The organism is Stieleria tagensis, from assembly GCF_024129865.1.
In the GTDB taxonomy this organism is placed as follows: domain Bacteria; phylum Planctomycetota; class Planctomycetia; order Pirellulales; family Pirellulaceae; genus Stieleria; species Stieleria tagensis.
In genome coordinates this window covers 93955-114234 of sequence record NZ_JAMYFE010000022.1, presented here as the reverse complement: position 1 = coordinate 114234, position 20280 = coordinate 93955, and the positions used below count along the sequence as shown (strand labels likewise).

General features: G+C 54.1%; 17 protein-coding genes. 8 read left to right on the top strand and 9 right to left on the bottom strand.

Annotated elements, in window-relative coordinates:
* Nucleotides 1–161 precede the first annotated feature (161 nt).
* The 4 genes from NHH03_RS04065 to NHH03_RS04050 all read left to right on the top strand — a co-directional run bounded on the left by NHH03_RS04065 (nucleotide 162) and on the right by NHH03_RS04050 (nucleotide 6524).
* Nucleotides 162–1181, top strand: coding sequence for a glycoside hydrolase family 28 protein (locus NHH03_RS04065; protein ID WP_253154472.1), 1020 nt, complete (start codon nucleotides 162–164; stop codon nucleotides 1179–1181).
* A 253-nt stretch (nucleotides 1182–1434) separates the two neighbouring features.
* A complete protein-coding gene (locus tag NHH03_RS04060; protein ID WP_253154465.1) occupies nucleotides 1435–2373 on the top strand; it encodes an amidohydrolase family protein in 939 nt (312 codons plus the stop codon).
* 303 nt (nucleotides 2374–2676) lie between these two features.
* Nucleotides 2677–5100, top strand: coding sequence for a PSD1 and planctomycete cytochrome C domain-containing protein (locus tag NHH03_RS04055; RefSeq protein WP_253154464.1), 2424 nt, complete (start codon nucleotides 2677–2679; stop codon nucleotides 5098–5100).
* A gap of 11 nt (nucleotides 5101–5111) precedes the next feature.
* A complete protein-coding gene (locus NHH03_RS04050; RefSeq protein WP_253154463.1) occupies nucleotides 5112–6524 on the top strand; it encodes a DUF1501 domain-containing protein in 1413 nt (470 codons plus the stop codon).
* Between the two features lie 179 nt (nucleotides 6525–6703).
* Here the strand turns inward: NHH03_RS04050 and NHH03_RS04045 are convergent, their stop codons facing one another.
* Together NHH03_RS04045 and NHH03_RS04040 are read right to left on the bottom strand one after the other, a co-directional pair.
* Nucleotides 6704–8092, bottom strand: coding sequence for a sigma-54-dependent transcriptional regulator (locus NHH03_RS04045; RefSeq protein ID WP_253154462.1), 1389 nt, complete (start codon nucleotides 8090–8092; stop codon nucleotides 6704–6706).
* A 50-nt stretch (nucleotides 8093–8142) separates the two neighbouring features.
* Nucleotides 8143–9402 carry a PAS domain-containing sensor histidine kinase gene (locus tag NHH03_RS04040; RefSeq protein WP_253154461.1) on the bottom strand — a complete coding sequence of 420 codons (1260 nt, stop codon included), beginning with the start codon at nucleotides 9400–9402 and terminating at the stop codon, nucleotides 8143–8145.
* 382 nt (nucleotides 9403–9784) lie between these two features.
* Between NHH03_RS04040 and NHH03_RS04035 the strand changes: the two genes are divergently transcribed.
* Nucleotides 9785–11611, top strand: a complete 1827-nt coding sequence (locus NHH03_RS04035; protein ID WP_253154460.1) for a potassium/proton antiporter — start codon at nucleotides 9785–9787, stop codon at nucleotides 11609–11611.
* Nucleotides 11612–11613: 2 nt separating this feature from the next.
* Nucleotides 11614–12243, top strand: a complete 630-nt coding sequence (locus NHH03_RS04030; RefSeq protein WP_253154459.1) for a DUF3124 domain-containing protein — start codon at nucleotides 11614–11616, stop codon at nucleotides 12241–12243.
* Between the two features lie 130 nt (nucleotides 12244–12373).
* Here the strand turns inward: NHH03_RS04030 and NHH03_RS04025 are convergent, their stop codons facing one another.
* From NHH03_RS04025 to NHH03_RS04010, 4 genes are all read right to left on the bottom strand, one after another.
* Nucleotides 12374–12805 carry a GreA/GreB family elongation factor gene (locus NHH03_RS04025; RefSeq protein WP_253154458.1) on the bottom strand — a complete coding sequence of 144 codons (432 nt, stop codon included), beginning with the start codon at nucleotides 12803–12805 and terminating at the stop codon, nucleotides 12374–12376.
* Between the two features lie 24 nt (nucleotides 12806–12829).
* Nucleotides 12830–13210: a hypothetical protein gene (locus tag NHH03_RS04020; protein ID WP_253154457.1), complete on the bottom strand. Its 381-nt coding sequence runs from the start codon at nucleotides 13208–13210 to the stop codon at nucleotides 12830–12832.
* A 56-nt stretch (nucleotides 13211–13266) separates the two neighbouring features.
* A complete protein-coding gene (gene rnk / locus NHH03_RS04015; RefSeq protein WP_253154456.1) occupies nucleotides 13267–13680 on the bottom strand; it encodes a nucleoside diphosphate kinase regulator in 414 nt (137 codons plus the stop codon).
* A 215-nt stretch (nucleotides 13681–13895) separates the two neighbouring features.
* On the bottom strand, nucleotides 13896–14057 hold the full coding sequence (locus tag NHH03_RS04010) for a hypothetical protein (protein ID WP_253154455.1): 162 nt from the start codon (nucleotides 14055–14057) through the stop codon (nucleotides 13896–13898).
* A gap of 169 nt (nucleotides 14058–14226) precedes the next feature.
* On the opposite strand from NHH03_RS04010, the gene NHH03_RS04005 reads away from it, so the two are divergent.
* Nucleotides 14227–14385 (top strand): hypothetical protein, encoded by a 159-nt coding sequence (locus NHH03_RS04005; protein WP_253154454.1) that lies wholly within the window; start codon nucleotides 14227–14229, stop codon nucleotides 14383–14385.
* On the opposite strand, the gene NHH03_RS04000 is transcribed toward NHH03_RS04005, so the two are convergent.
* Nucleotides 14382–15731 (bottom strand): outer membrane protein assembly factor BamB family protein, encoded by a 1350-nt coding sequence (locus NHH03_RS04000; protein ID WP_253154453.1) that lies wholly within the window; start codon nucleotides 15729–15731, stop codon nucleotides 14382–14384. The genes NHH03_RS04005 and NHH03_RS04000 overlap by 4 nt on opposite strands.
* A 171-nt stretch (nucleotides 15732–15902) precedes the next feature.
* Complete coding sequence (locus tag NHH03_RS03995) at nucleotides 15903–18275, bottom strand: alpha/beta hydrolase (RefSeq protein WP_253154452.1); 2373 nt, start codon at nucleotides 18273–18275, stop codon at nucleotides 15903–15905.
* 134 nt (nucleotides 18276–18409) lie between these two features.
* Between NHH03_RS03995 and NHH03_RS03990 the strand changes: the two genes are divergently transcribed.
* Nucleotides 18410–18910, top strand: coding sequence for a hypothetical protein (locus NHH03_RS03990; RefSeq protein ID WP_253154451.1), 501 nt, complete (start codon nucleotides 18410–18412; stop codon nucleotides 18908–18910).
* A 226-nt stretch (nucleotides 18911–19136) separates the two neighbouring features.
* Here the strand turns inward: NHH03_RS03990 and NHH03_RS03985 are convergent, their stop codons facing one another.
* A complete protein-coding gene (locus NHH03_RS03985) occupies nucleotides 19137–19841 on the bottom strand; it encodes a hypothetical protein (protein ID WP_253154450.1) in 705 nt (234 codons plus the stop codon).
* Between the last annotated feature and the right edge of the window lie 439 nt (nucleotides 19842–20280).

Genomic DNA, 20280 nt, shown 5'->3' with positions numbered 1-20280 from the left:
GCCTGCTTTGGCTAGTCAGGCCCAGCAAGTAGATACTTACCGGGCCGGGTGGCGTATTGATTGTGCATGTTCACCAGAGGCCAAGCTCAAAGATAAGTCATTCGCCCAACGGCCGAAACGTACTCAGCTGAAATCGGTGCGCCGGCCATCGGCGACGGAACATCGACGGCCGTGGATCGCGCGATGCGTTTCCGAAACGATCGGGCCCCGGCGGCAAAGACAATCGCCCTCGGCTACTCCGATTTGAGAATTGCCGCGACCTGACTTTCTCTGGACTGACCTATAAAAACCCAGCGTTCTGGGGAATCCATCTGGTTGACTGCAAAGATGTCCACGTCACCGCGGTCACATTGCAAATGCGCGACAACAACACGAACAACGACGGATTTGATTTTGATGGCTGTGAAAACGTTCTATTGGAAAACAGCCAGATCCATTCCCACGACGATGCGATCTGTTTGAAGAGTTCCAAGAATCCATGTCGCAATATTGTTGTTCGCAACTGCAATGTGAGCAGCACCACCTCTCCGCTCAAATTTGGCGCCTCGTCTAGCGGCGGGTTCATTGACGTAGATGTTTCCAATTGCCACTTTTTCGATTGCCCCATGGGCGGCATCAAACTTCAGATTGTAGATGGCGGTCGGATGGAGAACGTCAACATCTCGCGGATCGTCATGGACAATGTGGGGTCGCCGATTTTTATCCGTTTAGGAAACCGTGGAAGAATCTATGACAAGAACACTTACACGGGCACAGCAGATCCCAGCGGTGGGAAACCTGAAGGAGCCCAAGTTGGCACGATCAAGGGCGTGAGGATCAGCGATGTCGTCGCAAACGTGACAATCCAGCCCCGCGGAGAATCGGTGACACCCAAAGACTTTGCCAAAGCCGGGCCGATCATGATCGCTGGTATCCCGGGACATCGTGTGGAGGATGTGGTGCTGGAAAACATCACTGTCTCTTACCCCGGCAAAGGAACCAATGAAGATGCCAAGCGAGCAGTACCGGAAGATGAAACTCGCTATCCGGAACAATTCTTTTTCGGCCCACTGCCTGCTTGGGGTGCCTATATCCGCCACGCCAAGAATGTGGAGTTTAGAAACGTCGAAATGGAGCTCCGGTCATCGGACGAGCGTCAAAAGATCGTACTGGATGATGTTCAGGGATTTGTTGAACGCTAGGGAATTTCGATGCCTCTCCAGCAAAGCCATCCGGTCGATTTGTCCAACTGAATCGAACGTGTGTTGAGGTTGGGTAGGATGCGAGGGGCAAGGTGCCCGGATGCAACGAGGTGCGGGAGCCTGTCCGGCGATCTTCGCTAAGAAATGATTTAAACGGCGCACTTCATTGCATGAACAGGATACAGCGATTCACTATCATCAAAACTTGGATGGCCGGTTCCACCTTCCCTTTTCTTCAAAGTCAATTCCTGCAGTGAAGCGACGACATTTCATTCAAGCCGCAGCCGCAACGGTTTGGGCATCGTCCAGACCGATGGCCGTTGCCACCGAGACGCCGAAACCTATCCGCGTCATCGATACTCACACGCATTTTTACGATCCCACGCGACCACAGGGTGTTCCCTGGCCGTCGGAAAAGACATCCTCCTTGTACCGAAAGGTGATGCCAACGGACTTCCTAGCGGTTGCGAGCCCGATGGGTGTTCGCGAAACGGTGGTTGTCGAAGCCAGTGAGTGGGTGGAGGACAATCAATGGGTTCTGGATTTGGCAGAAACAAATCCTTCGATCGTTGGGTTTGTTGGCAACCTCAACCCGAGCGACCCCAAATTCAAATCACATCTGATTCGCTTTTCGAAGAATCCACTGTTTCGTGGGATTCGTTGGCGAGACAATCGTGTGCCATTGGATGGTGACTTGGATCCATTGATCGTCGCAGCAAAGCAGTTGGCGGATCACGATTTAGAACTCGATCTAAATGTGCCCTACACGAAATTGCCTTTGATGCATCGGCTGGCGCAGGCGGTGCCGGACTTGCGAATCGTCATCAATCATGCCGGGCGACCGGGCGATCCGAAAGCCATTCCGCCGAATTGGAAGAATAACGTCGCGCAGATTGCCAAGCGACCAAACGTGTCCATGAAGGTGTCGGGGCTCATTGAACAAGCGAAACGTGAATTCGGAAAATCACCAACCGCAACCGAATACTATTTACCAGTGCTCGATTACCTTTGGGATCAATTTGGCGAAGACCGGCTGATCTACGGAAGCAACTGGCCCGTATCCCAGCGCGGCGGTTCATACGAATCGTCGTACAAGGTTGTTGATCAGTACTTTTCTGGTAAGGGGCACGAGGTGGCCGAAAAGTACTTCTGGAAAAACTCGCTCGCAGTTTATCGCTGGATCGAGAGATGATCATGTCTCAACCGCAGGCGTCAGATGACACTTCAGGGCTTCGCTCTGCATGCTGGTCGCTTGGGACGTCCGGGTTAGAGACCGAAGTCCTACCTCCGAACTTGGTACAAAATGATGAGAATTCTGCGTGACTTTGAACCGTTTGTCAGGAGTAATCACACATGGGCGTCCGGACAGATCGACCTGTCTATTCCAACCCCGCCGAAAATCTTGACTGGATCACAGGGCCTGGTGAAAACACCGACAGTCGCGGACTGAGAGCGTATGCTGGTTGTTACCGGTGGAGAGGGAAGGGATCTGCGAATGCACGATAAACGACGAACAAGTCATCCGAAACGAGCGTGGCCTTCAGGAGTGTTCCTGCCTGGCATCGCAATCAGTGTGTTCGCACCGCTGTTGTTGTTCAGTTCGACGTTATTCGCGGATGATCGCGACCAACGGCCGTTGGATACGCAAGCCGAGTTCTTCGAGTCGCGGATACGCCCCGTGCTCGTTGAGCACTGTTACGAATGCCATTCAGCGGAATCAAAGATCGTACGGGGTGGATTGCAGGTCGATCATCGATCTGCAATGCACGAGGGTGGAGATAGCGGTCCACTCCTTGTGCCGGGCAACCCTGACGGCAGTTTGCTAATTGCATCGCTCAAGCATCAGTCGTTCGAGATGCCCCCGGACGGCAAGTTAGCTGACGAGGTGATTGCGGATTTCGTGACGTGGATTGAGCGGGGCGCGTTTGATCCACGCTCGGATGTGCGACATGGCAAGCTTAAACCCGTTGATTGGGAGGCCGCTGCCGAGCACTGGGCCTTCAAAAAGATCGCGAACCGGGTACCACCGGAATACGATGAGGCCGACAGCGAACAAGTCAAGAATCCGATCGATCAATTCGTCCTGCGAAAGCTGCGCGATTCTGGCTTCCGCCCAGCTCCTTCTGCTGGCAAGCGAACGCTGATTCGCCGAGCGACGTTCGATCTGATTGGCCTGCCACCCACCTTGGATGAAGTTCAGAACTTTTTAAACGACGAATCACCCGGCGCGTTCGACCGCGTTGTGGAACGGCTACTCAGCTCGCCACAATATGGGGAACGTTGGGGGCGGCACTGGCTGGATCTGGTCCGTTACGCGAACACAAATGGAGCCGACGAAAACCACAGCTTGCCAAACGCTTGGCGCTACCGCGACTGGGTCATTCGAAAGCTGAACGATGATCTGCCGCTAGATGATTTCTTCGTGCAGCAACTCGCTGGCGACCTGCTTCCGGTTCCCGACGATGAAGTGGCGGCTGGTGACCTGCTGACAGCAACGGGCATGTTGGTCATCGGCCCCAAAATGCTGGCTGAACAAGACAAAGACAAGATGATCATTGACATCGTTGATGAGCAGATTGACACCGTCAGCCGTACCATGCTGGGTCTGACGGTTGGCTGTGCCCGGTGCCACGATCACAAATTCGATCCTGTCAGTGCCGAGGACTACTATGCACTGGCAGGCATTTTTTACAGCACGAAAACGATGGCTCACAAGGGCCACGTCTCGATGTGGATGGAACGCCCGCTTCCCTCCAAAGAGATCCACACTCAACGATTGCCGTTCCAAGCTCGATTTGACCAAGAACAGGCAAAGTTACATCGACTGCGAGATTTGAAGGGCCGAGACGACCAGTCTTTCGACGCCAGTGAACTCAAACAACAGCAAAAGGTTGTCAAGGAGCTGGAGCAACAGATGCCGCCCTACCAAATGGTGATGGCGGTGGAGGAGAGCGAACCGACGGATTTGGCTGTTCACATTCGTGGGAACCACCTGACGCTTGGCACGGACCTCGTCCCACGCGCCATGCCAAAGGTTCTGGCGAGTGTGCATGCAGGGGAATCCATAGGGCAGACAACGAGTGGTCGACTGGAGCTCGCACGCTGGATCGCATCACCGGAGAATCCACTCACTGCGCGGGTGATGGTGAATCGGGTTTGGATGTGGCACTTTGGCAAGGCGCTGGTTCGATCCCCATCCAATTTTGGCCTGCAGGCAGAGCCGCCCCCACACCCGGAACTTCTTGATTGGCTGGCGCTGGAACTTATTCGTAACCGCTGGTCGCTCAAGGAAATGCATCGATTAATCATGCGGTCGGCGACCTATCAGATGGACAGCCAACCGATCGTCGAAGACGAAGAACGTGATCCGGACAACCGGCTGTGGAGACGTCAAAACCGTCGGCGACTGGAAGCTGAACCGATCCGCGATGCTGTGTTGATGGCCGGTGGGAACCTCGATTTGACCCCCGGAAACGAAGCGGATGACAAAGATTCGAGTCGGCGTGCGATCTACTTGAAGATCAATCGCAGCGCTTTGGATGAAATGTTCAGCGCGTTCGATTACGTCGAACCGGCAACACACATTTCGCAGCGTCCGACCACGGTCACGCCACAACAAGCTTTGTTCATGATGAACAGTCCACTCGTGACGGAGCAAGCAGAGAATCTGGCAAAGCAATTGCTTCAGCGAGGTCCGCTGAGCTCCGGAGTGGATGATCGAGAACTTATCCAAATGGCGTTCGCACGACTCTATTCACGAATCCCGATGGAGTCCGAAGTGGTTCGTATTCAGCAGTTCCTTGCGACCATTGAGGCTCAAGACGAAATGGGCCTGAAGCCTGCAGATCGCCGATTACGAGCTTGGTCGGCGCTGTGCCGAACGTTCATCTCAGCAAATGAATTCATCTACGTCGAATAGGGAACCGCATCATGAACGCTGAACTCACACGACGAGAATTGTTGAATCGCGCAGGTGCCGGATTCGGTTCAATCGCATTGGCGGATCTGTTGATTCGACAGGCCAGTGTTGCAGAGGCTTCCAGCGAAAAACTGGCCGGACTGCCTCATTTCCCGGGGCGGGCGAAGCGAGTCATTTTTCTGTTTATGCATGGCGGCCCATCACAAGTTGACACATTCGACTACAAACCCCAGCTTTCCATTCGTAACAACGAACCGCTTCCTTTCGCCAAACCGCGAGTCCAGTTCGGCCAGACCGGGAATCTGCTCGCCAGCCCGTGGAAGTTTCGCCAATATGGCGAATCAGGTGCATGGGTCAGCGACTTGTTTCCCAACGTCGGACGCTGTGTCGATGACATCACATTCATCAAATCACTTCATGGATCCAATGAAGCTCATGGCGGCGCGATGCTAAAGATGCACACCGGTTCGGACACTTTCGTGCGACCGAGCATGGGGGCGTGGATCAGCTACGGATTAGGAACTGAGAACGAGAATCTCCCTAGTTTTGTCACGATGAGCCCGACCTTGGGGCACGGAGGTGTGCAGAATTTCGGCTCCGCGTTTCTTCCGCCCATTCATCAAGCGACCCGTGTAGGCATGCGAGGCGAGGCGATCAAAGAGTCGGGGGCAGCGATCAACAATTTGACGAACGAGAGCGTACCGAACTCGATTCAAGCAAGCCAATTGGAATTTTTAAAAGATCTCGATCGATTGAAACGCCCCGGTGCGCGCACGTCGGCTGATGCGGAGATGGACGCTCGCATTGAATCGTTTGAACTCGCATTTCGGATGCAGACGGAAGCGCCGGAGGTGTTGGACATCAGTCGCGAATCTAAATCAATCCGTCGACTTTATGGAATCGACGAAGATGCTACGGATAACTATGGACGTCAGTGCCTGCTCGCTCGACGCTTGTCGGAAGCCGGAGTTCGCTTCATTCAGGTCAACCATAGCTACTGGGATCAGCACAGAGATTTGAAGGACAAGCATTTGGAGCTTGCAACCCAAGTCGACAAGCCCATTGCCGGACTGCTGATGGATCTCAAGCAACGAGGGTTACTTGACGACACACTTGTGATCTGGGGCGCCGAGTTTGGTCGGACTCCGACAGTTCAGGGGGCAAGCAAAGATGGTCGCGATCACAATCCACACGGGTTCACCTACTGGATGGCGGGCGGCGGAGTGAAGCGGGGATTCAGCTACGGTGAGACCGATGAATTTGGCTACTATGCCACGCACGACAAAGTCCACGTCCATGATCTACACGCCACCATTCTGCATCTGTTGGGCGTCGATCATGAACGACTCACTTACCGATATGGCGGTCGAGATTTTCGGCTGACAGATGTGGAAGGGCGTGTCGTGGATGAAATCATTGCCTAGAAATCCGACTCTCCAACAAAAAAGGGGAAAGGGGTTTTAAACGACGTCGTCGCGACTGCTAGCCGTTTGACGTGTTCGTTTTGGCTTTCTTGGCGGACACGAATTGGCCATTGCTCTGGGCACAATGCCGCCAGTGGTGTCGAATCGGTCGGGGGTGCAGCGGTAGCCGGGATGAAGCACTAGTTCCGGAAGTTGTCGGCGTCGATGTCGTGACGTTTGAGTAATTTGTTCATGCCCTGGCGAGACAGGCCGGCTTGGCGGGCGGCGCTGGCGATTACACCTTGGTGTTTTTCTAGCAACTGAGTCAGGTAGTTGCGGTCGGCGCTGTCGAGCGCTTCATCGCGAGAAACCGCGGTCAGGTCTGAAACATCACCGTTTGTTTCCGTTGTAGGACTGCGCAGCGGCAGTGGCAAATCGCTGGGCTGGATCAAGTCGTCTCGAGCAAGTGTGATTGAGCGTTCGATGACGTTGCGCATTTCCCTGATGTTGCCGGGCCATTGGTAGCGGCGGAAGCACTCGATGGTTTCGTCGGAGAAACCGACAATGCTGGAATCCGCGGGGCGAAGACGTTCCAAGAACGCTTCGGCCAGTAAGAATACGTCATCGCCTCGTTCGCGTAGTGGCGGCAGTTCGATGTGGATCACAGCGAGGCGATAGAACAGGTCTCGGCGGAAGTGGCCGGCATCCACTTCGGCTTGCAGGTCGCGGTTGGTTGCGCAGATGAATCGTGTGTCGATTCTCACTGGTTCGTTGTCACCTACGGGCGTGAAGGTATGCTCTTGGATGACTCGCAGCAGTTTCGCTTGAGATGTCGCTGGGAGTTCGCCGAGTTCGTCGAAGAATGCCGTCCCGCCATCGCAGGCGCGAAGCAACCCGACTTGGTCTTTCACGGCACCCGTGAATGATCCCCTGATATGACCGAACAACACCGACTCGAACAGCGATTCAGGGATTGCGGTACAGTCGATGACTTGAAGTGCGTGTTGGCGTCGTGGACTGTGGTGATGGATCGCACTGGCAATGACTTCTTTGCCGGTTCCGCTTTCACCGGTGATCAGAACGTTGGTGTTGCTCGATGCCACGCGGTCAACCACGTCCAGCAGGTCCAGCATCACTTGGCTCTCGCCGATAATCTCAGGAAACGTTGAGTGCAATTCGAGATTGGGCTTCGTGCCTGAGTCGATACCGGTAGCAGCGGATTGGTGGAGGAGTGCTCGCTGGACCGCCGCCAGCAACTCTTCAAACTTGACTGGTTTGAGCAAATAGTCCGCAATGCCTAGTCGCACACTCTCAATGGCTGAAGGGATCGAGGGGACGCCGGTGATGACGATCATGGGGACATGTGAATATCTGGTTCGGCCTTCTTTCAGCAACTCGAGTTTCAAGTTGCCAGGCATGTTCAGGTCGGAGAGGATCAAATCGAACGAATGCTCTTTGAGCACTTCGATGGCATCATTGGCATCTTCGACACACAGGCATTCATAGCCCTCGTCACGCAACAGTTCGGCGGTCGTGTTGCGGTAGAGCGGTTCGTCGTCTGCGATCAAGATTCGTTGTTTGTTTTCCATCGGTTTCAATTCAAAGTGGCTGCGGCTTGGCGAGTCCTATCGACACTTGATCAGCGACAATCGCCCTCTAATCGTCTTGGCAATCTCACGACGAACTCTGTGCCAACGTTCGGTTCACTTGCCACTTCAATCGTTCCCTCCATCGCTTCGATGATGCCTCGCGTCACTGACAGTCCCAGTCCCATGCCCTGACCAACCGTTTCTGTCTTTGTACTAAAAAACGGGTCGAAAATTTTGCCAATAACATGTGTTGCGATTCCGTGACCGTGGTCTGTTACCGTAATGAAGGCATGTTTTTCGTCGGTTCGAGCTGCAACCTCCACTTGGTCGCCAGCCTCCGAAGCTTGAATGGCGTTGTGGATCAAATTCAATAGCACCTGCTTCAGTTCGCCTTCACGCAACACGACGGTTGGGTTGTCGCTGGCCGCTCCAGCGGTCTGTTGAGTGACATCCTGCGATGGATTGGCAAGGCGACCTGCATCATTGGAACCGAATGACGCCACCACTTTTACCTTCGCTTTTCGCGACATCGGCAATGCGAGCGTGATGGCTTCGTCGATCGCCTGCTTCAGCGAAAACGTTGATGCTCGCTGCTGGCTGGGGCGATAGAGCTGATACATTTGGTGGGTGATTCCGCTGATGCGTTCGATCTCGTTGTCGATCAGTTCTAGTTTGTCGTAGTGCTTGGCCTGTTTAGGCAGATTGCGTTTAAAGAGTGCGAATGCGTTGCGTATACCAGCCAGCGGGTTATTGATTTCATGAGCGACACCGGCGGCTAATTCGCCAAGCGCAGCGAGTTTCTCCATCTTCAATCGGTGTTGTTCGAGGTTGGCAATTCGAACGGTGCGTTCTTGGACGAGTTGCTCCAGGTGTTCATTGTGCAAATAAAGTTGTTCCCGCATTTGCTTTTTCTCGGAAATGTCACGTACGCTGGCACGGAATCCAAGTGACTGGCCGCTTGCATCAATCATCGGCTGCCAGGAAACCGCACACCAACATTGTGATCCATCGCGATGTAATGCTCGGAATTCGACATTGTTTGCGGTGCTTCCGCCGCTGCCTTCATCGACACAGCGGGCTATCCGCGAACGGTCTTCCGGGGCCACCAGGGGGATTGGGTAGTCGTCCATCGTCAAACATTCTTCCGGCGTGTAGCCGGTAAATCTTGCGACAGCTTGATTCACCCACAAGACTTCGCCGTCGCAGGACAACCAACTTTCCCAATCGTAGGTGAAGTCGGAAATCAAACGGAAGAAATGCTCTGGGATCGGTTCACCACGTTGAGGCGTTGAATCGGAGGTGTGTTTCATGTTGCTCATTCTAGCTGAGTTGCGTTGCGGGATTGTCGTTGGAGCACCTCGAAATGACACTCCACCTGTGGACGACCTACGCCAACCTGTCTGTGCCAATCTGGGGCAACGACTGCGTTGTACAGGTGAAAATTTTGAACGCGGACTTTTGCAAGCTAGTCCAGGTTAACGAACTCGGTAAACTGAACGAAGCGATCGGAAGTCCGTTTTTGATGGATGTGTCGGCCAACTTGATCGCATTGCGAGCGTGCGGATCAGGCCGGTATCCTGATGCCCAAAATTGCACCTGATATTTTGAACTTCAACGGTGTAGCTGTGGTGTTGGGGCGTCAGGTATGCAACCCTCTGGCTATCGAAAGTCATCGCTCCGCGATTGAATCCAATGCTCAGCATCGAAACACTGATTCTTATTACGGGCATTTTGCTATTGCTTGGCATCGCGTCCAACAAATTCTCCGCTCGAATGGGCGTGCCGGTTCTGTTCGTATTTCTGATTGTCGGAATGCTTGCTGGATCGGAGGGCATCGGTGGAATTGAGTTCGAGAATTACTCTCTTGCTCATGGGATCGGCACAGTCGCACTGTGCATCATTCTATTTGATGGCGGCATCCGAACTCCCTATCGATCGATTCAGTCGGCGTGGAAGCCGGCAGGAGTGCTCGCGACGGTCGGTGTGTTTATCACGGCACTCATTACCGGGTTGGCAGCTTCGTGGATCTTGGGGCTATCCGTTCTGGAAGGTTTGCTGCTGGGCAGCATCGTTGGATCAACGGATGCATCGGTCGTGTTTTCGGTGCTGCGCGGTGGCGGTGTTCATATCCGTCCCAAGTTGGCCAATACGCTGGAAGTCGAAAGTGGCTCGAATGATCCCATGGCCATCTTTCTCACGATTGGTCTGATCCAAGTGTTGTCGGGCGCTGTACCGCTCGGGGGCGGGTTGCTCGTATTATTCCTGAACCAGATTGTTTTGGGTTCAGTCGTTGGGCTGCTTGTCGGCTGGGTCGGATCCTTGATGTTGAGACACATTCGGTTGGAAGCCGCTGGACTGTATCCCGTCATGGCCACCGCACTCGGGCTCACTTCATTCGGGTTGGCAGCGGCATTTGGCGGCAGCGGATTTTTATCGGTTTACCTAACAGGCATCGTGATCGGGAATCAGCGTCCCGTTTTTCATCGCGGCATCTTGTTATTTCACGATGCAATGGCGTGGATTTGTCAAATCCTCATGTTCACGGCTTTGGGGATCTTGTCATTCCCGAGTCGATTGCTGGAAGTGGCAATGCCGGCACTGGCAATCGCAGGCGTGTTGATCTTTGTCGCTCGACCGGTTGCCGTTTTCTTGTGCGCCGCACCGTTCAAGTTCACGCGTCCAGAACTGACCTTCTTGTCTTGGGTTGGACTCAAAGGAGCAGTCCCGATCACGTTGGCAACGTTTCCGATGTTGGCCAATCTGGAGGGTGCTTCGGTGATGTTCGACGTCGTTTTCTTTGTGGTGCTTGTTTCTGCATTGGTGCAGGGCTGGACATTGCCTGCTGTCGCACGTTACTTAAAACTGGACGTGCCGTCCCGTTTGCCGCCGCCGGTGACCCTCGAAATCAGTTCGCTTGGAAATGTCGATGGCGATATTGTCGATTATTTCGTGGATGAAGAATGTCGCGCCGCTGGGACAATGGTAAAGCACTTGGCATTGCCCGAAGGCGTGGTCATTGCTCTGATCGTTCGCGACGAGCAAACCATCTTACCACAAGGGCGTTCGACACTCGAAAGCGGCGATCATGTGATCGTTGTCTTGCGACCGAATGTGCGTTCCTTGGTGGACCGTGTCTTTGCACATCGCGATCATCACAGTCAGGAGCTGCCTGCGGAATTGGAGTTTCCATTGCGGGGCACCGTCCGTGTGAGTGAGCTGGAACAATTTTATCAGATCAAGCTGGACGAGAACGCCGAATTGACGCTCGACGAATTGATCCGTGAGCATTTTCCAAAGCACAAAATCGTGCATGGCTCGACCGTGCAATTTGAGTCTGTTGCTTTGCGAGTTCGGGAAATATCCGAGCGAGGGACGGTGGAGTACGTCGGCATGACGATCATGCGTGCAATAAATCCGCAAGCAACATCCGAGTCCACGGGCACCGAAGTAGCAGATCGAGCAACGGAAGATCCCTCTTCCGCAGTCACCATCACCGAAAAATACGGAACGCAAGAATAGCTATGTCGAACCGAGTCAGTGAAGAGCAAGCCGAGAAGATCACCAAGCAAATCAAACTGCTTATCTTCATGTTTGTGATCGTCCCGATCGTTGTGCTGGTCTTTTTTATTGAGTTCCGATTTCGGACCCTTCAATCCAACATTCCGCATCAGACGCCGAGTCTGCGGGACGAAGCCCGGATGGAAATTGACGTCATGCCGTGGCATCCGGTCGATGGCCAACGATTGTATGTACCAGCCTATTCACACGTTTATCATCAAAAAGCCGAGCCGTATTTGCTTACAGTGACGTTGAACATTCGCAACACCGACGCCGATGATGAAATCGTGGTGACGTCTGTCCGTTTCTTCGATACCGCTGGGAAAGAGCTGCGGTCGATGCTGAAAAAGCCACTGCGACTGGGGCCGTTGGCGGCGACCGAATTTGTGATCGAACGTGAAGATCAATCCGGCGGCAGTGGGGCAAGCTTCATTGTCGAGTGGAAAGCGGGCACGCAAGTCAATCAACCTTTGGTTGAAACCGTCATGATCGACACACGAGGACAGCAAGGGATTTCATTCATTGCTTCCGCCGTGGTGTTGAGTGAGGGCACGAGCGAGAGAGTCGAACCGGCGAAGGCAACCGAACGATAGTTGTTGTGCAGAAGCGGTACAGCTCGTACGATCCAGGCGGCGTTTCCCTGCGTTGGTGGACGCCGATGAAACACACCCGAATTTACGAATTCGAACAGAAATCGACTCGGTAGTTCATCTCCGGTGTGAGTCATTCGGCCATCACGCGGTTGCGGAACCATGCTCGCTCGGGCTGGAACGAGATTTTCTCGACTCGCTTTCGAGTCTTGTGATTCAAGACATGCAAGGTCAACGTCGCACCGACACGGAGACCGAAAACCTCTGCGCCAAGAGGCGATAGAATCGACAGTTTTCCCTCGGCGATGCATGCCTCGTCGGGATACACCAGCGTGAACGTGTCTGATTCGTTTCGATCTATGTCAAACAAGTTGAACGTCGAATTCATGGTTACGATGTCGGGCTGCATCTCGCGGCAATCGATAACGGACGCGCGCTCCAACTTATTCTTGAGTTCTTTCAAGTGAGGGCGGTCGTTCCCGATCGCTTGGACGAAATGGCTGTCCAGCACAGATTCAAGCCGCTGAAGATCGGTTTGACTGACGGCGATGATGGGAGATGACATGATGGTGTATCGCGATTGAAGGTCTTAGGTGGACGATGCATTAGTAGATGCGGGCGCGGTTTCGAGGACCGGATTGCCCTTTGTCCGCCTGCGCAGCCGTAACGAGCGTGGTCGCTTCATTTTTGTCACCACAATCCGACGGGCACGTCGGGCTGCTTCGCTAACAGCGGCCATCAACTTTTCATGGCGTGCCTTCGTCGTCAATGTGCCAATGCCAGGCATGAGCACATTGACCCGGCACAGCTTGTCGACACCGCCACGGGGGCCGTTTTCGTCGATGACCAACACCGACACCTGCGAGATTCGCGGTGTGAAGCGTGCCAGCGTACTGGACATTAGCGCATGAATGGAATCACGCGCTGACGGGCTGAGTCGTTCGATGGACGAATTAACGGAAACTTTCATAGCGTTCTCCAAGAAGGCGGGGATACAAAATCAACACTCAGTTTTCAATTCAATGCTTACGCCGCAACGCGGTCACGTTCTGGTTGAAACAAAAGTTCTTCGACACGCCAGCGCCCCATGCCGGTCGGCACCTGCCATTGCACCAAATCGCCTACGCGGTAGCCAAGGATCGCAGTGCCCAGCGGGGCCAGAATCGACAGTTTCCCCTCGGCAATATTCGCCTCATCGGGGTAAACCAAGGTGAACGTCTCGGTTTCCTTTTCCTTGATATCGCGCAGTCGTACCGTCGAATTCATGGTGATGACATCGCAGGGAACTTCGCTCGGATCAACGATCTGTGCGATATCCAGTTCGCCGCGCAGACCATTCAGGTATGGTTTGTTGCGAAACGCGCCCGCGACTCTGCTAAGAAACAATTGTTCCAAGCGTTCGTGATCGGCTTTGGTGATGATGATTTGTTTACGCGCCATGAGGGTGATTTCCATTTGGTGAGGTTGGAACAGCAACTTGGATTGATTCCGTCAAACCAAAGCACAGTGTCAGTTCGCAGATTGATCGAACCACTCCTGTGCAAATTGAATGCGTCACGACCGGTTCCAATGGCTGCGGGAGTTAGCAGCAGGAGACTGTGTTGTGAATGCGCGTGGTCAATTTCGGAATGATGCAAGCGTGCTTTCGAGAGGTTTTACGCAATCGAGCGTAAGAAGATCGCGAGGGCAAACAACAGGATCAACAGGAGTTGGCCATGCAGCATTTGATGCGGCGAGAAAGTGACGTGAGGCTCAACCAGTCCGTGCTCTCGCACAATCCGGTGTTTGATTTTGTATTTCGGATTTCGCATCAACATGACAAGATCTCCATTGAGTGACAAAACAGTGCATCACGCGACGTTGATTGTTTTCCAATGCAATGTTCATGCCAGCAGCCCGTGATTGCTTCGATGTCGCGTTTTGGCCTGCATTACGTCTCAAACGTCATCGGGAGGCGTCAAACGGCGTTACCAACGACAACCAGAGTTGACGCCTTTCAAGCTAAGGCAACCGTGGGGCAAGCGGTTCGGCCAATTGCCACAATGCCGGGGCGATCGTTACGGCTATGGCGGACCTAGGACCGATCCCGACTTCGTGTGCATGATCGCCGAAGCCGAAGCCGAAGCCGAAGCCGACGCCGACTAGTTCCGGGCGGTGGTGGCACGCCCGCCCTTGGTGATGCAGTAAACCTTGGTCAGTGTCCGGACCAACAAGTTACCGTCGGCGATGCTCGGTGTTGCAATGCAGAGTTCGTCAAGCGGGTTGGTGTCCAGAATCTCGAACTCGGGCCCGGCCTTGATCACATAAGTCAAGCCATCCTCGCTCAGGCAAAACACTTTCCCGTCGTAGGCCCACGGCGAGGACGTAAATGAACCCTTCGGCGAAAAACGCCGTTTCCCGTATACCTCGTCCCCTGTCAACGCGTTGTGACAGGTCATGAAACCTTGGTCATAGACCGTGTACAGGTAGTCGCCGTAGACAATCTGCGTGGTGTTGTACGGCGAACATTGCGGTTGGTACCACTCGATAAATTCACTCTTTTTAAAGTCGCCATCGGGAGCGATATCGCCGCTTGCACCCGGGCGGATCGCGAAGGTTGGGCGATGAGCATCGCCAACGTATCCCGACGACAGGTAGCACATTCCATGAGCCGCAAAGGGTGACGGAATGACCAAGACCGACATTTCACCGTCGAAACGCCACAGCTCTTTTCCATTGAGATCGTAACTGCGGTTGATGCGTTGGCCTGGAACGACGATCTCGGTCCGGATTTCATTCTCCCATACGAAGGGTGTCGCCCAAGACATCACCTCGTCACGCTTGGTCCGCCACTTCTCGTCACCTGTGTTTGTGTCAAACGAAGCGATCCACGAATCTTCCTTGTTGTCATACACAACGAATACTTGATCGCCATGGACCACCGGTGACGCCGCTGCCCCATAATCCATGTTGGTCTTTTTCGGATCGATCATCTTCTTCCAGAGCAGTTCGCCATCGAGCGAATAGCAAAACAACCCCAAGTCGCCGAACAGCACGAACAACCGCTCGCCATCGGTCGCAGGCGTTTCGGCCGCATACGAACTCTTCGGGTGACGCGGCACGACAGGCCGGCCCGTGTAGGACTCTTGTTCCCACAGCTTGTCGCCGGTCTTCAGGTCAAAGCAATACACCATCCAGTGGTGAATACCCTTGGCCGGATCACGCACCCCTTCGCCCAAGTACAGCCCCGCGCTCGGTGCGATGTTTTCTTCATCGGCGACCACGGATGACACAAACACGCGTTCTCCGACAACGATCGGGCTTCCCCAACCTTGCCCTGGAACATCGGCAACCCAAGCGACGTTTTTGGTCTTGTCCCAATCCGTCGGCAAACCTGGATCGTCGGCTACAACGCCAGTCGCATCGGCACCGCGAAACCGCGGCCAATTCTCATCAGCCAAACCAGCGACCCCAACGATCATCAGGGCAAGCAATGTGTTCAAGCGAATCAAGGCTTCGTCTCCGAGCAGAGGGCGTGTATGCGAATTGCGCTCCCAACGAACGCAATCCGTAGTCACCCATTGTTGCCGATCAATTATCTCACCACCATCGTCCAAAGGAATCAACAGGTATCGTTTGGTATCAAGTCATCAATGTGATTGGAGTCACCGGTTGTCCGATCGTCAGCGTGTGTTCTTGATGAAAATCGTTCCGTGCGAGTCATCGACTTGGCTGTTTCCGAGTACATCTGCCGTCTCCACCGTCAAGTCATAGAAGTACGATGGATGATTCTCGATCTTGCGGCTAAACACGCCATCTCCTTTGACGGCATCGCCGTTGGTTCCGGTGTCGACAAGGTCGACTTTGAACGCCTCGGGGACGGTGTCCCACTGGACGTGCGGGATCGTTGATTTTTCTGTGTTCGGGACAAGCTTGGCTGTCACGTTTTCGACCCCTGACCCGTCATCGATTTTTGCTTCAATACGATCGTGTGTCAAAACCTGGACCCATTGTATCTGAGGCGCAGTTTCGTCCTCACCGGTGATGTCGATCCTGACCTTGCCTTTCTTGATTAAATGCTGGCCACTGATTTTGCCCGGCAGCCAATATTCCACATAAAACCAAACGGACTCCCCTGCACTCTCGCTCGATGCGATCACCGGCTGTGTGTACTTGGCTGAACCACCGATATGGTCGTAGTTCTGCCAACGATCTGAAACTCGGATAGCGTTGTTATTGGCGTTGATCTTTGGATTCAGAGTGTACGCGTTGGTTCGCAAGTAGTTGCTGCCATCCTTTACGAGAATCACGATGGTCTCCCCTGGGTTGGCAATCCCGTCGCCGTTTCCCGCACCCACAACGCCGGTCATGGAATCCACCGCTGCTTCGACGACCGTCACCTGTCTGCCGTCGGCGATTTCAAAGTCGGTGATCTCCGGCACGGGATCTTTCAATCGCAATTCGAATTCCTCTCGCCATTGGTTGCCCTGTTGGTCCTTCAATAGCAATTCAAACTTGGCAATCTCAATGCCGAGCTTGTTGTTTTTGACGGTCAGTGTTCCAGCTAGTCGATCGACAGTGCGGGGCGCCAGATGCTGCAACCCAGCGGTGTCTTTGAGGACTTTAACGCCCTCGCTGAGCGGAATGAGTTTTCCAGTGATCGCGTGAGCGTCCGTGTTCCCTTTGTTTATCAAGTCGATCGATAACTGAATCTCTTTGCCGGTTTCCGCCCATGGCATGTTGTCGATCGTAAGTTCTGAAAGGCACAAATTTGCGTGTGCGTTCCCTCCGTTGATCCCGATGTGATGCAGATCGCCATCGGTGACGATGGCCAACCGGCCCTCGGTATCACTGGTCACGTTGTACGTGTTGTGCGTCCTGCCATTGCCTGTGACGTCGGTGATCTGGTAACTCTGATTTGCAAGATAGATCGGTGCTGTTTTTACAGTCACTGACACATGGGGCATTCGCTGGCCATCGGGCAGGAAACTCCGAACGGCGACTTTGAATCCGTCACGATTAACGTTCTCCAGAATTGTGAATCCAGCTCGGGTTCGACTGGTTTCCACCTGATAGCCCCAGACGTCAAAACACGGATAGAGGTCGATGTGATCCCACTGCGACGGCACGGGCAATGGCGATTCAAACGTCTGCATGATGAAAGTGAACATGTCGTGCAGCCCGCATACCGTATGTGACGCGTCATAGGGATGGAATTCGTATTGCGGTACCACATTCAACCAATATCGATTGAAATCCTGGTGGTAAAACCGCAGTCGATCCCGAGTGCCATTGTGCATGCGGACGCTGACGCCCCGCACGTTGTCGAACATTTCCGCGTGCGCATATTCCGTTGGGAACTCGAGTGGACCTGCCATAAACTCCGTCGATCCGCAAAAGTTGCCTGCTGCGCTGATCATGTCTGGGTATTTGGCTGCCAGCCAAAAGCTCATGAACCCGCCCATGGAAAGACCTGACACGGCCCGATGCTCTCGATCCGGGATGGTGCGATAATGGCTGTCGATATAGCCGACGAATTCTTTGAAGTACGTTGGGAACTGGCGGAACGTCGTGACGGTGCTGACGTTGTAAGGACTTAGGTTTTGCGGGTCGACTGAAAACCTGTTTAATCCATCGACCTTCACGACGATGACGTCATGTTTGGACACGAAATTTTGAATGTTGTCGCCACCATTCTGATCGTCTTTGTCGTAGTCCGAATACCCTTTCCCCATCGATCCAAAGTACCGCTGATTCCAGCCGTGGAAGAAGTAGATCACGGGATAGTGTTTGCCGGTTTCGGTCGCGTAGTTCGGTGGGAGGAAAATTCGAAAGTTTCGATTGCCGGCAAAAACAGCGCTGTAGTGATAGCCGTCAAAAACCTTTGCTTGAGCGCTATCGGTGGCGTCAGCGGATCGCGCGCCAGTCGCCAGAGTGCCAGCCAGAAGGAAGCAGAAGGTGCGCAGGGCATATTGGACGGGCGTCATGCTTTCAACCTCTGTCAGTGACAGTTGGTTCGTGTTTTCTGCGGCTGCGATGTCGGGAATGATTCTCATCGTAGGCTTCGGTGCCATGGCAGAGGGACTGATCGAGTAACATGGGGCAGAAGAAACCTATGAACGTAACATTCTGCTAGAAAGCCATGGCCCGTGTGAGTTCGATTGTCCTTTTTCACTGCTGAATTAATCCGATGTCTACAACGCCTCCGAGTATTTCAGAGAGTCCGATTTTGGCCGAGCATGTCGACTTGGTCCACAAAGTGGCCAACGACGCCGCCACGTTTCTCGGTGTCGACCCAAATTCGGCACCGCCAGAGACGGTTGTGGAACGGGTCGATGACTTTGTCTACCGGCTTCAGAAAGGAGAAGTGGCCGCGCCGGAGGGCGAAGATGTGGAAGTGTACTTCGGTTGTCTCTGGGGACAGCAGCTGGTTCGAGAACTCGGCTGGCAATGGGCGAATGTCACCTTTCACGATCACGGTGATTCCCAGGCAATGGGCGTGTTTTCTCCGGATCGCTCATTGGCCATCTATCCCTTTCACTTCATCACGGGCTGTCTGGAAAACGGTGCGCCGGTCACCATCATGCTTGCCTTCAATACGCTTCGCGATGGAGAGAGCGTTCCCGCACTTCCTCCGCAGGCGTATGAAAACGTGATGGACAATGTGCACCACATTGTCCCCAGGGATTAGTACCAACACCGCGGTCTTAATTGCGTCCGCGTCCTCGTCATGGTGATCTCCAAGAACCATTTGGATCTCATCTCTAAAACGCAATCTCGCTGTCCAAGATTGAAGCAATTTGAGGTGGCCCCCAAAAAATGGCCACCTCAACAGATGCCCGCGCGCGAGAGGCGTACTGCTTTTCAGGCTCGACGGACCTACGGAACCGCCTGGCCTGCGGCGCTAAACAGCGATGCTATCCAAGCTGTGGTTTGACTTCTTGCCAGACTGCGAGGGCGCCGTCGGCAAAGCTGGCAAAGAAGTTCGGCTCGCAAGGGCGCTCTTCGAGAATGGAACGCCAGAACGCGCGGGCTCGGAAGCCGCCGGGGCGCTGGCCTTTCCCATGGCCCCTGCCTCGCTTGAATCGTCGGCGGTGTCCGTCGTGTCTGCCGCGACCGTGTCTGTCAGGGCCGCCGCGCTCTTCTCGCCGCGGGCGACCGGGGGCAGCTTCATCGCCGGAGCCATGTTCGAATTCACGCAAGCCGCCAAGCTCAATGGCCTCGTCGGTCGCAATGCGGCGAGTCAACTCAAACCAGCCGTCACGAGTCGATAGGACTTCGGACCATTTTTCGGGAGTGACTTCCGCTTGGAAATCCTCCAACGCCGAAAGTTGTTGGGTCGACGCAAGGTTCATCGCCCAGTGACGACCGGCTGCCTCTCCGGCCGGTGATGGTTCGGATGCTCCGGTCGATTCCTCCGTGGTTTCGATCGCCAGCTTCTTTAGACGTTCGACCGTCGCTTCGATGGTGGTGATCTCTTGAAACGGCCCAATCTCTTCGAGCTTGGTTTCGAAGGCGTCGCAGGCGATCGCTGACCAATTGACGCCAGAGCCGCTCCGTTTCATTCGCAACTTCAAATCATGGGGAACTGTGATCGTGGTACGGGAAAAATTTTTCTTCATAGGTTTCCTGTGGAAAAGGATCGTGATGACCGGCCCTGAAGTCGGCCGGTAACCAATTCGCGTGCATCGGGCCAAAAATCGCCCCGATCAAGTATGCATAATATATGCATCGGAAGTTTTCGAGGCAAGTGAACCCGGTTTTTTCTTGTTCAAATCACCCGAATCGCCGTTGGACTCCTGGTTCGCCGAAGCACGCGAACCCGATCGGACGGCACTTTGGCCTGTCACCTCGACGTGTTGGCAGGGGACACAGCTTCGTGTGCGACCCATGGGGAGTAAAAGAAAGTGGCCTCGGTGCTACCGCGGCAAGGCTGGTCGGATCATCAAGCGTATCGAGTGCGAAGAACACCTGGAGGCCCAACGAGAGAAGAGGTCATCACCCGAAGTGGTCGGAGATGACAACCATCGCGGTCGCAGTGTCAAACCATCCTTCGGCGAT